The following is a 14516-nucleotide window of genomic DNA, read 5'->3' on the forward strand; positions in this document are numbered from 1 at the left end:
CTGAAAGTTAGTAGCTTAAAATCTACTTCTCTCAAAAAGAGCCACCGCTTAATTATTTTTCAACTAGTATACTCCATCTTTGCTTCGTCAGCACACGACCAATTATATTTGCTGAAATCGAGTGAAGACCTAACATCTCTATATACTTTTCCGCCTCATCCTCTGGCAAACTTACTAATAACCCTCCTGAAGTAATCGCGTCACACACGATCCATTGATCTTCCTTATTGATACTCGGATTATAGTGCACTTTTTCTTCAAGCCACTGGTGGTTCGCTTTCGACCCACCAGGAATGACTCCTTTGGCTGCTAATTCCCTCGTCCCTTCTAATAGGGGAATGGAAGAGTATGAAAACTCGATGGATACGCCACTGCCTTTAGCCATTTCAAAGGCGTGCCCCATTAAGCCAAATCCTGTTACATCTGTCACTGCATGCGGATTAAAGTCATGAAAAACTTCTGCTGCAGATTTATTTAACATGCTCATGACTTCGATCACATCTTTTTCTTGGTCTACCGACACCATCTTACGCTTAATACCTGTCGTTAGAATTCCTACACCCAGTGGTTTGGTAAGAACTATAACGTCTCCTTCTTTGGCACCGTTGTTCGTCCAATATTTTTTGGGGTGAACGATTCCAGTAACACTCAAACCAAATTTTGGCTCTTGATCATCAATGGAATGGCCGCCTACGGTCACAGCACCAGCTTCGATTACTTTATTTTGTGCACCGGACAGAATTTCAGTAAGTATTTCACTTCCGAGCTTTTTAATTGGAAACCCTACAATGTTTAAAACCGTTTTCGGCGTTCCACCCATAGCATATACGTCACTTAGTGCGTTTGCCGCTGCTATTTGACCAAATTGGTAGGGATCATCCACAATCGGGGTAAAATAATCTACGGTTTGTACCATAGCCAGATCATCTGTCAGTTGATAAATACCACCATCGTCAGATGATTCGTTTCCTACTAACAATGCTTCAGTAAATGGTTGAGGGGGTAGCTGACGCAACACTTGCGTCAAGTCACTAGGACTAAGTTTGCAGCCTCAACCAGCTTTTGTAGAAAGTTCTGTTAATCGGATAATTTCTTCCCTGCTCATTCACTTCACCCCTTTATGTATGAATATTCTAATTGTACAGGATAAAAATACAATTGGGCAAAGGAGAAGGGATGGACGGTAGAAATCAGTCTGGGAAAAGGAGGATTTGTATTTGAAATTATTATAAAATAGGCTTTGCACCTTAATAACAGGATTATATTCAATGATTGGGATCAATACAGTACTGCAGATTGAAAAGGGAAGTATTTGGAGAAAAATAGAAGCTATGGTATTATGCACACAGGAAAATATATAATAGAAGGAGGAAAATAATGATGAAAAAGGTCTCGATTACAATTGAATTCTGTATGATGTGAAACTATGCACCTAAAGCCGCGAGTTTCGCGGAACAACTGTTTACCCATTTTCGTTCAGACATTAAAGAGCTAAAGTTAATACCATCCTCTGGTGGGGCATTTGAGATTTCAGTAGGAGAAGAAAAGGTTTATTCTAAATTAGATAAAGGAGTTTTTCCTGACTTAAACCTCATCATTTCTTCGATTGAATCCCTATAAACATGGTTAAAGGTCTGAGTTTTCACTTCAGACCTTTTCATCTATTTAGAGAGAGTGATTACTCATTAGATAACCCTTGGACTCGGATGACGAAGGAAGTGGGGCTGGGACATTCCTTTTTAGGGACATTGATTTCGATGGTATGATGCTCGATTGAATAGGTGATTGCCCGTTGCTTTAAACAAAAGGGAAATCGAATGGTTCGGTTTCTCTCCTTGATTTCGTCCTTCATCAGTATCGATACGACCAATTGAGTGTCATTTTTCTTAATGATTAATTCCTCTGGATGAATATTTTCCGTTTCAATTTCTACGATAAACGCTTCAGTTGTATCCAGAAAGTCGACTCTAAATTCTTGTTCATCCAATTGAACCGTAGCAGGATCCAATAGCCAATCCTTCATATTCTCCTCCCAGTTCTCTAAATAGAAATCCTCCCTTTCCTTGCTCATTTACACCTGACCCCCAACATATTCTTTTACACATTGTATTCTTTCTAATTTAATTGGTGAGGGTGTTATAATCAGTATTAAGAATAAAGGAGGGTTCAAAATGAAACAACTCGTCAGACATATCCCACCCATCCACGAACTACAACAAGCCGATGAATTCCATGCTCTCCTCAACAAGCATCACCTCACAAAAGAAAGAGGGACGGACCTATTAAAAAAGGTGATTACACGCAGTCGGAGTTCCCTGCTTAATGAACAATGGCAAGGGCCTCATCCTTTATCAGCCGACTTTGTTAAAGAAGTGTTCGCACAAGCAGATACCTTGATGAAAGAATCGTATTCCCTTTCTCTTCGCAAGGTCATTAATGCAACAGGAACCATCCTGCATACGAATTTGGGACGAGCCCGATTGGGACAAGATGCCATTGAACATGTCAAGAAGACTGCAGGTCACTACAGTAATTTAGAATACGATATTGAAGGGGGAAACAGAGGTTCGAGGCATACCCATGCTGAAAAGTTCATCTGTGAGTTAACTGGAGCGGAAGCAGCCATGGTTGTGAACAATAATGCAGCGGCTGTTTACCTTATTCTCACGGCGCTTACAAAACATAAAAAGGTGATTGTCTCCAGAGGGGAGCTCGTGGAAATCGGAGGATCATTTCGAATTTCTTCCATCATGGAAGAAAGTGGGGCTCTGCTCTCTGAAGTTGGAACGACAAACAAAACACACTTAAAGGATTATGAAGAAGCACTATGTGAAGAAACAGCCATGATTATGAAGGTCCATCAAAGTAATTTTGTGATAAAAGGATTTACATCATCCGTCTCCACTGATGAACTTGTTCAGTTATCCCTCCGAAATCATCAAATCCTATATTATGAAGATTTAGGGAGTGGGGCTCTTTACGACTTCGCACAACTAGGTATCGGAAATGAACCTTTAGTAAAGACTGTCATTGAAAAAGGGAGCGACCTCGTTTCTTTTAGTGGAGATAAATTATTAGGCGGTCCCCAGGCCGGTATCATTGCAGGAAAAAAACAATGGATTGATCAGCTTAAAAGGCATCAGCTGGCCCGGGTACTGCGCGTAGACAAGATGACGTTGGCTGCTTTAGAGATGACACTTAGGCATTACATAAAAGGGGAGGAGCAGGATAAAAATCCGACCATTGCATCCATTACCCGAAAAAAAGAAGAGATTTTTCAGCAAAGTACACATTTAGTAGAAGAGGGAAATTCCCTGAAACCGGATTTCAGATTTGAAATAATTGAAGGGAAAAGTCAGATTGGTGGGGGAACTATGCCGGAAGTTGAATTAGATACTTATCTCGTTTCAGTTACTCATGACATACTGTCTGCCCAGGAACTTCATGATCACCTCAGAAAGGGGAACCCTTCCATCATAACAAGAATTCAAGAAGGGACCGTTCTCTTTGATCTGCGGACTGTCACCTCCCTTGAACAAATGGACATTATCCATGCCTTAAAGAATCTGCATTAGACGGCAAAAGGGAGAGTGGATTGTGTTATCACAACTCCACTCTCCCTTATTTATTGCTTACATATCGTGATGGCTATGTTGTTTTTGTCGAGTGTGATTACGATTCTTCACTTTATGTGATCCACTTAAAGGCTCAGGTTGCCCAGACTGCTTCGGAGCATTTTTACGCATATCTTTGCTATCATTTTTGTTCATAAAGCATCCCTCCTGTTCTTAGAATGCTTTGCTCTGAAACAGTTTATTCATGGGTATAATTTTCAGCTGATCTGACCATACTAAAAAAGCTAATTTCACAAAAAGGAGAGATCATCCATGCCTTACCACAAAAACAAACAACAAGCGTACCAAGCTGCTGAGCAAAGTGTTACTGAAATACAGAATACAATCAATGAGCTTGTTTTAGATGGAGCTAGTTACGGCTCACAACTGGCTCACTTGAAGAATGAAGTGAACGAAGCGTATCAACAAATTGAAAATGCACTTGAAGTGGCATCTGACACACAAAGAGCACAGCTCCAACAATTCAAATCAGACCTTTCTTCGATCGTCAGTGAAGTAAATGGGCAATCGTAAGAAATAAGAAGGAACAAAACCCGCTCTGCTAAACATTCGCAGAGCGGGTTTAATATTTAAACAAACAGGGTAGGGGAAAAGAGATGAAGATACTTACATAAATGAAGGTGATTAAACCAAACTTAGTATGTTCAAAGCCTCGTTTGTTCAATCACCGATCAATTGAATTACTGATTGGTTTTGCGTTTTTTATTAAACTGACGTTGAGCTTCAGTTAATGGTTCATTTGAATATTCTTCATTGTATCCGGCACCTTTTCCTTGTGCCTTCGCTGCATTCATCCCGTTAATTACATGGTTTGCTTTACGTTTATCCATTATTGGACACCTCCATAAGGATAGAATGCCACCATCATCAATCGTTTATAAGAGGGAAAGGCTAGCAGATTTATTTTTTCACGATAATAATTTCGTGCAACTGACACGTTTTGACATGGGGAAAAATGTTGATTTACCAATATTTTTCTAAAAACCTAAAGGAGTTTATTATTTTAGATAAGAAAAACTTATCAAAAACAATAACTTTATTGTTATTTACTTATGTAATCGCTTGTATTAAGATGTAAATGTGAGAAAAGTTCGTTAGTTTTTTTAACGAAAACTTTTCGACTTATTGTTTGATGTAGTTTAGAGGGGGAATTCGAAATGGCAAAGAACGATGTATTTAATGCACGATCTTCTTTCGAACTAGAAGGAAAACGTTATCATTACTATCGTTTAAAAGCACTTGAAGAAGCAGGAGTAACAAAGATTAATCGCTTACCTTACAGTGTAAAGGTATTGCTTGAGTCAGTACTTCGTCAGTTTGACGGACGAGTGATTAACAAAGACCACGTTGAAAATTTAGCAAACTGGGGATCAACTGAAGTGAAAGATGCGGAAGTACCTTTCAAACCTTCCCGTGTCATCCTTCAAGATTTCACTGGTGTACCGGCAGTAGTTGACTTGGCGTCTTTACGTAAAGCAATGGCTGATATTGGTGGAGATCCACAAAAGATCAATCCTGAAATTCCAGTTGATCTTGTTATTGATCACTCCGTACAAGTAGATAAATATGGTACAGTAGGTGCTTTAAAAGCGAATATGGATCTTGAGTTCGAACGAAACGCTGAACGTTATCAGTTCCTTAGCTGGGCACAAAAAGCATTTGAAAACTATCGTGCTGTACCACCAGCAACAGGGATCGTACACCAAGTTAACTTAGAGTATTTAGCGAATGTCGTTCACGCTGTTGAAACAACAGATGGCGATTTTGAAACATATCCAGATACACTGGTCGGTACTGACTCTCATACCACTATGATCAACGGTATCGGCGTGTTAGGTTGGGGTGTAGGTGGAATCGAAGCAGAAGCAGGAATGCTTGGTCAACCTTCATACTTCCCAATCCCGGAAGTTATCGGGGTAAAACTGACAGGTGAACTTCCTAATGGAGCAACAGCTACTGACTTAGCTCTTAAAGTTACACAAGTATTGCGTCAGAAGGGTGTAGTAGGAAAATTTGTTGAGTACTTTGGAACAGGAGTTGCAACGCTGCCACTTGCCGACCGTGCAACAATTGCCAATATGGCTCCTGAATATGGTGCTACATGTGGTTTCTTCCCAGTCGATTCTGAGTCATTAGATTACCTTCGTTTAACTGGTCGTGACGAAGATCATATCAAAATGGTTGAGGAATATTTAAAGAAAAATGATATGTTCTTCACACCTGAAAAGGAAGAACCAACATATACAGATGTAGTAGAGATTGACCTTTCTGCAGTGGAACCTAACCTTTCCGGACCTAAACGTCCACAGGATTTAATTCCGCTAACTGATATGAAAGAATCTTTCAATAAGTCAATTACAGCTAAAGAAGGCGTCCAAGGCTTCGGCTTAGATGCGTCTGAAATTAATAAAACGGCAAAGTACACAACGGAAGATGGTAAAGATGTTGTTATGCCTACTGGAGCGATTGGTATCGCTGCCATTACATCTTGTACAAATACATCTAACCCATATGTTATGCTAGGTGCTGGATTAGTAGCGAAAAAAGCAGTGGAGCTCGGCATGAACGTTCCTGATTACGTAAAAACTTCTCTGGCTCCAGGATCAAAAGTTGTAACTGGTTACCTTAGAGATTCAGGTTTACTATCTTACCTTGAAGATATCGGCTTTAACCTTGTAGGGTATGGTTGTACGACTTGTATCGGTAACTCTGGTCCATTACGTCCGGAGATTGAGAAGGCTGTATCAGATGCTGACTTACTCTTAACATCTGTGCTTTCAGGAAATCGTAATTTCGAAGGTCGTATTCATCCATTAGTGAAAGCAAACTATCTTGCTTCACCACCACTTGTTGTTGCTTATGCATTAGCAGGTACAGTAGACATTGATCTTCAAAAAGATTCTCTAGGTAAAGATAAAGACGGAAATGATGTATTCTTCAGAGACATCTGGCCTTCTCAAGATGAAGTCAAAGATGCTGTGAAATCTACTGTTACTCCAGAGTTATTCCGTAGAGAATATGAGCATGTTTTCTCTGAAAACGAGCGTTGGAACCAAATCAAAACAAGTAATGAGCCACTTTATAGCTTTGATGACAAATCGACATATATCCAAAATCCATCTTTCTTCACTGGATTAGCAACGACTCCAGAAGATATCCAAGGATTAAATGGACTACGTGTTGTTGGTAAATTTGGTGACTCAGTAACAACTGACCACATTTCTCCTGCAGGCGCTATCGGCAAGGATACACCAGCTGGTAAATATCTGCGTGCTAACAATGTTGAACCTCGTGATTTCAATTCATACGGTTCTCGTCGTGGTAACCATGAAGTGATGATGCGTGGTACATTTGCGAATATTCGTATTCGTAACCAAATCGCTCCAGGTACAGAAGGTGGATTCACAACTTACTGGCCTGAAAACAAAGTAATGCCAATGTACGATGCTTGTATGAAATATCAAGAAAATGGTACTGGATTAGTTGTACTGGCAGGAAAAGATTACGGTATGGGATCTTCTCGTGACTGGGCGGCTAAAGGGACAAACCTTCTTGGAATTAAAACGGTTATTGCAGAAAGCTATGAGCGTATTCACCGTTCAAACCTTGTAATGATGGGTGTACTTCCACTTCAATTCAAAAAGGGTGATAGTGCTGAATCTCTTGGCTTAACTGGTAAAGAAACGATTTCCGTAAACGTAACAAACGATGTGAAACCTCGTGACATCTTAACTGTAACAGCTGTTGCAGAAGATGGTACAACAACAGAATTTGAAGTGCTGGCTCGCTTTGATTCTGATGTAGAAGTAGACTACTACCGCCATGGTGGAATTCTACAAATGGTTCTACGTAATAAATTACAGGCATAATGCATGCTGTAAGCCCCGGGTCTTCCCGGGGCTTTTTTTTGCTTCAACAATTATGGCGAAAGGTCACTTGAAATTCCATGACTAAATAGAGACAAGCTATCATAAGATGATAGTAATACCATACCTATGAGAGGAGCACTCCTTTGAAATCTATCTTTGGCATGTTGCTTGTAGCTTTATTAGTCTTCACGTTCTATATGGAAAATAAGTCAGAGCCCACTACCTTTTCTGAAAGCACGCTCGGGCAAGCTGCTGAGTATGATCAATTAATTGATATAGAAGAAGGAGAGGTGTCGGAAACTACTCCTGTAGAGAACTATCCTGGACCGAATGTCGGGGACAAGGCCATCGACTTTAAATTGGATACTTTAACCGGGGGATCCGTCACTTTATCTGAATTGAAAGGAAAGAAAGTGGTTCTCAATTTCTGGGCTACTTGGTGTCCACCGTGTAAAGAAGAAATGCCGATCATGCAGGAGTTCTACACCAAAAACGGAAAAGACGTTGAAATCCTGGCAATCAATATCGACCCCCAATACAACGTAAAAGAATACCAAAAAGCAATAGGACTCACATTCCCGATCCTATTAGACAAAGACGACAAAATCAACACCGCCTACGACATCCTAACAGTCCCAACCACCTATATCATCAACGAACAAGGAATCATCACCCACAAACAAATCGGCGCCATCACCAGCCTCGAATCCTTCACCGCGTTAATCAAGTGAGGGACGGACCTCTACACATCCTGGAAATTTTGACATCAAATCAAAGCTCTTACAGAACCAGCTTATCGATTGTGACCTTTGTTTAAAATATCTGACATTTGGATATACTACTTATAACAAACCACAATTGAGAGTGAGGCGATTGTACGTGCGCAGACCAAGAAAAAAATCTTTTGCAGATCTTGTGAAAGAAAATAAGAAACAGCTCTTGTTGGATCAAGATGCCATTGATGCCATTGAAGAGCGAATTGATGCAAGACTCGAAATAAAACGCCCAATGGGAAAAGCCGAGTAAGAAATTACGAGGCTTATTTTTTTGGTTTTAAATATTCATACTGCCAATTATTACGCCTTTTTTTACTTCCCTCTTTGGTAATCATATTAGTAAGGAGGGGAAGTTTATGAGTAATCCTAAAGGAAGTAGAAAGCACTTTGTACCTAATCATCTTGGAACACAACCAAGAGCAGCAGGCGGAAACAACGGAAAACAAATGCAAGATAAATCAGGTAAGCATGCACAAGTCATCCAAACAAAGGGTGAATAACGCTTACCTTTAAATCAAAAATGAAAAGGGACCGGCCTTAAGGTCCGTCCCTCAATACAAATAGCAGGAGGAATGCAGGATGGCATGGGATAAACCGAATCCGGATGATCGTAGTGATAATGTAGAGAAGCTTCAAGGCATGGTTCAGCACACGATTGAGAATATGGAGAAGGCTGAGGAGTCGATGGCTTTTACAGACAGTGAAGAGCAGCTTCAGTCTATTAAAGCGAAGAATGAGCGTCGCAGAGAAAGCCTGGAAGCTTTCCGTAATGAAATTAAAGACGAAGCTAATCAAACAGAATAATAAACGGGATCATCTGCAACCCGAACGGAGAAGGCTCTTAAGAGAACCTTGCTGTTCGGGTTCTTTCATCAATCAAACAGTCATCAGGTCCCACTCACTCCTAAGCCTATTTGTTCAATGCCTTCTCCAATCTATGTTAAAATAAATAAGGATACTGATTAGATGAAGAGGGTGTAGAGGATGCATATTGCTGAAAAAACCATAGAGGTACGATACGCAGAAACCGATCAAATGGGAGTTGTGTATCATGCGAATTATCTTGTATGGATGGAATTAGGAAGAACGCAGCTTATAGAAGATCTCGGCTTTAAGTACGCTGATATTGAAAAAGACGGGATTCTTTCTCCAGTTATTGATCTTAATGTCAGCTATAAAACACCGGTTCGTTACGGTGAAAAAGCGTTTATAAAAACGTGGGTGGAAGAATATGATGGACTCCGCATTACATATGCTTACGAAATCTATAATGGTCAAAACCAGCTGGCCATCACGGGACAGTCGAAACATGTTTGCGTTAAGCAAGAAAACTTCCGTCCAATTTCTATACGTAAAATGTTTCCTCATTGGCATGAAGCATACGAGAAGGTCAAGAAGTAATTTCTACATAATTGAAATATCCTCTTGAAAACTACTTTACAGAAGCATGATAGAAAGGAAAATCTCCATGGCATTCGGCTTAACCAAACATGAATTACATGCATGGAAGCAGTGTGTAAAACGGGGTGAGATTGCATTTCTCACTCATTATTGGCTTGATGACCGATTCCCCCATGCACGATCTGTCACGAAAGTGGGTTGTTGTGATCTAAATACATTATCAAAGTGGGGAGATAAGTACGGGTTGAAAAAAGAATGGATTCATGAGAGGGAAGACGGATTTCCCCATTTCGATCTACTGGGAGATATTCAATATGACATTTTACTTAAAGAGGGTCTCCACGACCATATCTCACGCTTTATAAACCGAAAATAAAAAGGCTGGCGAATGCCAGCCTCTTCCCATGCTACCTTACTTTTTGTACTCATATAAAGGTTCTTGAAGCTTATCGTCATACTCGACGAATAAATCATGACCATCAAAAAACCATAAATCTCTCTCTTCAATAAAAAATTCCCTGTTCTCGATTTCAATTCGTTCGCCGAGATCAACCGGTTCGTCTTTGTTCACTCCTAATGAAAAACTATCATGCAGAGGACTGGAACCTCCATATCGTACATAAAAACGAACTTGATCGCCTTCCTCTACAAGCATTTCGTTCTTAAACCACGCCAGAGCTTCTTTTGAAATATGTATCTTCATTGATGAGACTCCTTTCTTACAGGTATTCCTCCAGAGTGTTTCATGATTCTTTACAAAGAAGGTTTCATTTCATATTATATACATAGATAAGAAGGAACATCTACTAATACGCATAAAGGATGAGATGGATGAATACACAAGCATTATTATACTACATAGGTGCATTTATATTTGGCGGATTAAGTGTATTGACGTTCCTGCAATTACACGATGCGAAATATCAGATAGAAGCCGGCACCTTTATTATCATTGCTGCCCTCATTTATTATGGGATGGTCACTCTATTCTTTAAGGGCAGCCGCAAAGCTTTCTTGATGGCAAATGCCTTATTGGCTGTATTAGCCCTTGGAGGCATATTCTTTAATTCATTGCTATTCGGTGGACATTAAAAAAACGAGCTTCCCGTAGTGGAGGCTCGTTTTTTTACACCTTAGAAAATTCAGGATGACACATGGGCAGATGGCTTTAGAAATGTCACCTTCAGCTGGCCTATTATTATTCAGGCAGACCATTCACCATATGTGAAACCATTTCTTCTTCTGAATAACCAATCAACCCATTCTTCTTAGCAAACTCAAGAGGGTAGATTCGGTAGTTATTGTAATGATTTTCTGAAACAAAAGTTGGCTGAAATTCAATGGAAGGGTACGTAATCTTGGAGCTCCCCGGTTTCATCGTTTTTTCTACTTGAACCGTAACCATTCCTCCAATATCTTTGAAATCATCTTTCTGTCCTGAAAGAAAATTCCCTAATGAATAGATTACTACTGCATCCCGGCCATCGCTCGTTTTGTATGTTTGAATTGGCTGCAGAACGTGTGGATGATGGCCAAAAATGATATCAACACCATTTTCCGTTAACACATTTGCCAGTCTTTCCTGTTCCTCAGTAGGGAAGCGTTGGTACTCATTTCCCCAATGCAAACTCAATACGACTAAATCAATATTCATACTTTTAGCTTTCTTGACTTCTTGTATCATATTTTGCTCATCGATCAGATTGACTAAGTAGTCTTTTCCCTTTGGCACTGGGATTCCATTTGTACCATATGTGTATGAAAGCAGGGCAAACTTGATACCATTTACATTGAAGGTTCGAATTCGCTCCTTGTCTTCCTGACTTTTAAATGCACCCACATATGGCATGGATATCTTCTCATAATAGTCGATTGCACTCAGAAGACCTTTTTCACCTTGATCCAATGAATGATTATTGGCAGTCGTGACAGCATCCACCCCCACGTCCTTTAAGGATTTCACAATTTCTTTCGGACTATTGAAGAGCGGGTAACTGGAAACCCCCAGTTCCACACCAGCCGGGGTTGATTCCTGATTGGCAATCAGAAAATCAGGGGATGCCAGCATGTCCTTGATCGGAGAAAACATTGGAGCGAAGTTATACCCATTTTCATCTTTTGCATCATTATATACTGTATCATGGAGAAGAATATCTCCAATGGCTGCAAGAGTTGCATTTGACTTTATCGATTTCCCTGAAGCTTGAACTTCTTTCGTCGTATGGAGCAAAGAGGAGAGGGTCTCACTCGGTTCTCCTTCAGCAGAGGTGTTCCAGTCTGCGTATTGCTTATTTACAAGAAACCCGATCACTAAGAGTAAAGGAACACAAAGGAATACTCCTGTCATTATTCGCTTTTTATTCATATTCATCATCCTTTATATATACACTATCTCTATTTTACAAAAAAATAGGGGAAAGCGGGATATATTTATGAAAATATTGAGGTATAATCTCGTATTTTGGTGAAAATTGTACTATTTCGTTTAATCATGATCCTATTTTCCATTTTATATCCATCATCTTTCTCAAACCAATGGAAGGGTATACCTATTTGATTTATTTAAAACCATAAAAAAAGCCACCTCTACAGCCAGAAACTCTCCAATAGAATAAGGGAGAGCCTGTCGCTTAGGTCGCTTTTTTAACTACAGCCACTTGATTTTAGGTTCAGTTTTATTTTTGATTCGGACAATATTCGCACGATGTCTGTAAACAACGAATATGGTCAGGATGCCTACGACAATAATGAGTGGAATATCTCCCGTGAAGATCGAGTACGTAAAGGCGAGCACTGCTGCTATCATAGAAGAGAGTGATACATACTTGGTAGCATACAAGCAAATAAAAAAGACTGCCAGTAAAATTAAAAATAAGATGTAATTATAACCTAGAAGAACACCCGCAGAGGTTGCTACCGCTTTTCCTCCTCTAAATTTTGCAAACACGGGATACATATGACCAATCACAGCAAATACCCCAGCCAATAACATATGTACATCACTTTCAAATACCAATGGTAAGAGAGTTGCTACCGTTCCTTTTAAAATATCCATGATTGTAACAATCATCCCGGCCTTCACACCCAAGGTTCTGAACGTATTGGTTCCGCCAAGGTTTCCACTTCCATGCTCACGGATGTCTTTTCCGTAGAACGTCTTCCCAATCAGTAATCCTGAAGGGATAGAGCCTAATAAATAAGCTAATACAAGTATAAGGGCAAAAATCATCATCACTGCTCCTTTTAAAATTACTAATCCGTTCTTATTTTAACATGTTTCCCATAGGATGGGGAGAAAATAAGCGAAAAAATTAGTACCTGTTCATAAAAGTAGATAATATCTTTTATTCCTCATAAATCTGAATCACAAGGAAGGAAGTATGTTAAAATAGACACACTTTACATAGTTGAAATGAAGGTGTACACATATGCAATTATTTTTATCGGCGTTTCAATGGGTGGCCTTTATGGTCGCAGGCTCAATCGCCGCTCCTATTGCCATAGCTGACCTTTTTCAGTTGTCTCCAGCAGATACGGCAGGGTTCATTCAGAGGACCATCTTTGTGTTAGGAGTAGCCAGTCTTATCCAAGCATTGGTTGGTCATAAGCTCCCCATTAATGAAGGACCCGCCGGACTGTGGTGGGGGGTTTTCGCCATCTATGCAGGTTTTTCAGGAACCCTGTACAGCAGTCACAAAGAAGTGTTGACCGTTTTACAGGGGGGGATGATTGTTAGTGGTGTGATTTTCTTTATTCTGTCTTCAACAGGACTATTAAAGAAGTTATCAACTTTATTTACACCAGCGATTACATTTATTTACTTAATGCTATTGATTCTCCAATTAAGCGGATCTTTTATCAAAGGGATGTTCGGGATACAGCATGAAGGACAATCTCTTCAGCCGTTTGTCTTATTAGGAAGTATCATAACCATCCTTTTGGCATTATACTTTTCAGGTCATAAACGAAAGTGGATTCAACAATACTCCATTATTCTTGCCCTACTCTCGGGCTGGCTAGTCTTCATTCTCATGGGACTGGGTGAAAACGTGACTGTTTCTGACAGCTGGTTTTCATTACCGGATATGTTAGTCTTTGGAGCACCTGTATTCGATACGGGTGTCATAGTGACATCCATTTTCATTACATTCTTGTTAACGACCAATATGATTGCTTCCATTCGAGTGATGGAAGAGGTTATGAAGTCAAAGGGACAACCCACATATGAAAGGTATACAAAGAGCGGCTTTGCTTCGGGATTAAATCAGCTATTCGGTGGAGTATTCTCTGCTATTGGATCAGTACCCATTTCCGGATCTGCCGGGTTTGTTACCGCTACAGCGATGTACTCGATTATTCCCTTTATCCTTGGAAGTGCGATTATTATGATCATCAGTCTGATCCCAAAAGTGATGAATCTATTCGCAAGTCTTCCAGCTCCGGTTGGCTATGCCGTTACAACGGTCATCTTCATCAAAATGGTCGGACTTGCTCTCGGAGAGTACAGAAAAGAAGAGAACGTCGAAAGAATCCATTTTGTCGCCGGCATCTCTCTCATTGTAGGGGTAGGAGCCATGTTTGTGCCCCCTTCCGCATTTAAAGACATGCCTGTAGTGGTTGCCTCCATATTGAACAATGGATTGATACTCGGAACCATCACAGGAATCATTGTAGAACAATATATTCTGTTAAAGAACAAACAAAGCCATGAAGCCAGTAAACAATAGTTTGCTGGCTTTTTCTTATCTTGTATGAGGAATCCACATTATTCATAAACTATGGCCATAAAGGCAATTTCTTGGACAACATGTTTACCTTTTGTATAATGAGGGTAT

18 protein-coding genes and 1 pseudogene are annotated in these 14516 nt (G+C 40.0%); 12 read left to right on the forward strand and 7 right to left on the reverse strand.

What is annotated here, in order from left to right; genetic code table 11:
- Nucleotides 1-52 precede the first annotated feature (52 nt).
- A complete protein-coding gene (gene selD / locus F0342_RS10385) occupies nt 53-1105 on the reverse strand; it encodes a selenide, water dikinase SelD (protein ID WP_149155865.1) in 1053 nt (350 codons plus the stop codon).
- Nucleotides 1106-1434: 329 nt separating this feature from the next.
- On the opposite strand from selD, the pseudogene F0342_RS25630 reads away from it, so the two are divergent.
- Nucleotides 1435-1620 (forward strand): annotated as a pseudogene (locus tag F0342_RS25630) (Rdx family protein); the annotation flags it as partial.
- 58 nt (nt 1621-1678) lie between these two features.
- On the opposite strand, the gene F0342_RS10395 reads toward F0342_RS25630, so the two are convergent.
- On the reverse strand, nt 1679-2071 hold the full coding sequence (locus F0342_RS10395; protein WP_149155866.1) for an Hsp20/alpha crystallin family protein: 393 nt from the start codon (nt 2069-2071) through the stop codon (nt 1679-1681).
- A 100-nt stretch (nt 2072-2171) separates the two neighbouring features.
- Here F0342_RS10395 and selA point away from each other — a divergent pair, with 100 nt between their 5' ends.
- Nucleotides 2172-3575 carry an L-seryl-tRNA(Sec) selenium transferase gene (gene selA / locus F0342_RS10400; RefSeq protein ID WP_149155867.1) on the forward strand — a complete coding sequence of 468 codons (1404 nt, stop codon included), beginning with the start codon at nt 2172-2174 and terminating at the stop codon, nt 3573-3575.
- Between the two features lie 57 nt (nt 3576-3632).
- Here the strand turns inward: selA and F0342_RS10405 are convergent, their stop codons facing one another.
- Nucleotides 3633-3770 carry a small acid-soluble spore protein P gene (locus tag F0342_RS10405; protein ID WP_113967854.1) on the reverse strand — a complete coding sequence of 46 codons (138 nt, stop codon included), beginning with the start codon at nt 3768-3770 and terminating at the stop codon, nt 3633-3635.
- A 117-nt stretch (nt 3771-3887) separates the two neighbouring features.
- Between F0342_RS10405 and F0342_RS10410 the strand changes: the two genes are divergently transcribed.
- On the forward strand, nt 3888-4148 hold the full coding sequence (locus F0342_RS10410; protein ID WP_149155868.1) for a hypothetical protein: 261 nt from the start codon (nt 3888-3890) through the stop codon (nt 4146-4148).
- A gap of 167 nt (nt 4149-4315) precedes the next feature.
- Here F0342_RS10410 and sspO read toward each other — a convergent pair whose 3' ends face one another.
- Nucleotides 4316-4465, reverse strand: coding sequence for a small acid-soluble spore protein O (gene sspO, locus F0342_RS10415; protein WP_149155869.1), 150 nt, complete (start codon nt 4463-4465; stop codon nt 4316-4318).
- A 327-nt stretch (nt 4466-4792) separates the two neighbouring features.
- Between sspO and acnA the strand changes: the two genes are divergently transcribed.
- The 7 genes from acnA to F0342_RS10450 all read left to right on the forward strand — a co-directional run bounded on the left by acnA (nt 4793) and on the right by F0342_RS10450 (nt 10057).
- Nucleotides 4793-7504: an aconitate hydratase AcnA gene (gene acnA / locus F0342_RS10420; RefSeq protein ID WP_149155870.1), complete on the forward strand. Its 2712-nt coding sequence runs from the start codon at nt 4793-4795 to the stop codon at nt 7502-7504.
- Nucleotides 7505-7647: 143 nt separating this feature from the next.
- Nucleotides 7648-8235, forward strand: coding sequence for a peroxiredoxin family protein (locus tag F0342_RS10425; RefSeq protein WP_262481696.1), 588 nt, complete (start codon nt 7648-7650; stop codon nt 8233-8235).
- Nucleotides 8236-8383: 148 nt separating this feature from the next.
- Nucleotides 8384-8530, forward strand: a complete 147-nt coding sequence (locus F0342_RS10430) for an FbpB family small basic protein (RefSeq protein WP_082892732.1) — start codon at nt 8384-8386, stop codon at nt 8528-8530.
- A 106-nt stretch (nt 8531-8636) separates the two neighbouring features.
- Nucleotides 8637-8780: an acid-soluble spore protein N gene (locus tag F0342_RS10435; protein WP_149155871.1), complete on the forward strand. Its 144-nt coding sequence runs from the start codon at nt 8637-8639 to the stop codon at nt 8778-8780.
- A 79-nt stretch (nt 8781-8859) separates the two neighbouring features.
- Nucleotides 8860-9084, forward strand: coding sequence for a small acid-soluble spore protein Tlp (gene tlp / locus F0342_RS10440; RefSeq protein WP_149155872.1), 225 nt, complete (start codon nt 8860-8862; stop codon nt 9082-9084).
- Between the two features lie 180 nt (nt 9085-9264).
- Entirely contained in the window at nt 9265-9681 is a 417-nt protein-coding gene (locus F0342_RS10445; RefSeq protein WP_149155873.1) for an acyl-CoA thioesterase, read from the forward strand.
- A gap of 67 nt (nt 9682-9748) precedes the next feature.
- A complete protein-coding gene (locus F0342_RS10450; RefSeq protein ID WP_149156085.1) occupies nt 9749-10057 on the forward strand; it encodes a hypothetical protein in 309 nt (102 codons plus the stop codon).
- A gap of 36 nt (nt 10058-10093) precedes the next feature.
- Here F0342_RS10450 and F0342_RS10455 read toward each other — a convergent pair whose 3' ends face one another.
- Nucleotides 10094-10384 carry a HesB/YadR/YfhF family protein gene (locus F0342_RS10455; RefSeq protein WP_149155874.1) on the reverse strand — a complete coding sequence of 97 codons (291 nt, stop codon included), beginning with the start codon at nt 10382-10384 and terminating at the stop codon, nt 10094-10096.
- Nucleotides 10385-10512: 128 nt separating this feature from the next.
- Here F0342_RS10455 and F0342_RS10460 point away from each other — a divergent pair, with 128 nt between their 5' ends.
- Nucleotides 10513-10773, forward strand: a complete 261-nt coding sequence (locus tag F0342_RS10460; protein WP_149155875.1) for a hypothetical protein — start codon at nt 10513-10515, stop codon at nt 10771-10773.
- Between the two features lie 106 nt (nt 10774-10879).
- Here F0342_RS10460 and F0342_RS10465 read toward each other — a convergent pair whose 3' ends face one another.
- A complete protein-coding gene (locus F0342_RS10465) occupies nt 10880-12046 on the reverse strand; it encodes a CapA family protein (RefSeq protein ID WP_149155876.1) in 1167 nt (388 codons plus the stop codon).
- A gap of 282 nt (nt 12047-12328) precedes the next feature.
- Entirely contained in the window at nt 12329-12910 is a 582-nt protein-coding gene (gene plsY / locus F0342_RS10470) for a glycerol-3-phosphate 1-O-acyltransferase PlsY (RefSeq protein WP_149155877.1), read from the reverse strand.
- Nucleotides 12911-13109: 199 nt separating this feature from the next.
- On the opposite strand from plsY, the gene F0342_RS10475 reads away from it, so the two are divergent.
- Entirely contained in the window at nt 13110-14408 is a 1299-nt protein-coding gene (locus F0342_RS10475) for a purine/pyrimidine permease (RefSeq protein ID WP_149155878.1), read from the forward strand.
- Nucleotides 14409-14516 lie beyond the last annotated feature (108 nt).

It is taken from the genome of Bacillus sp. CH30_1T, assembly GCF_008364765.1.
GTDB lineage: Bacteria > Bacillota > Bacilli > Bacillales > Bacillaceae_B > Rossellomorea.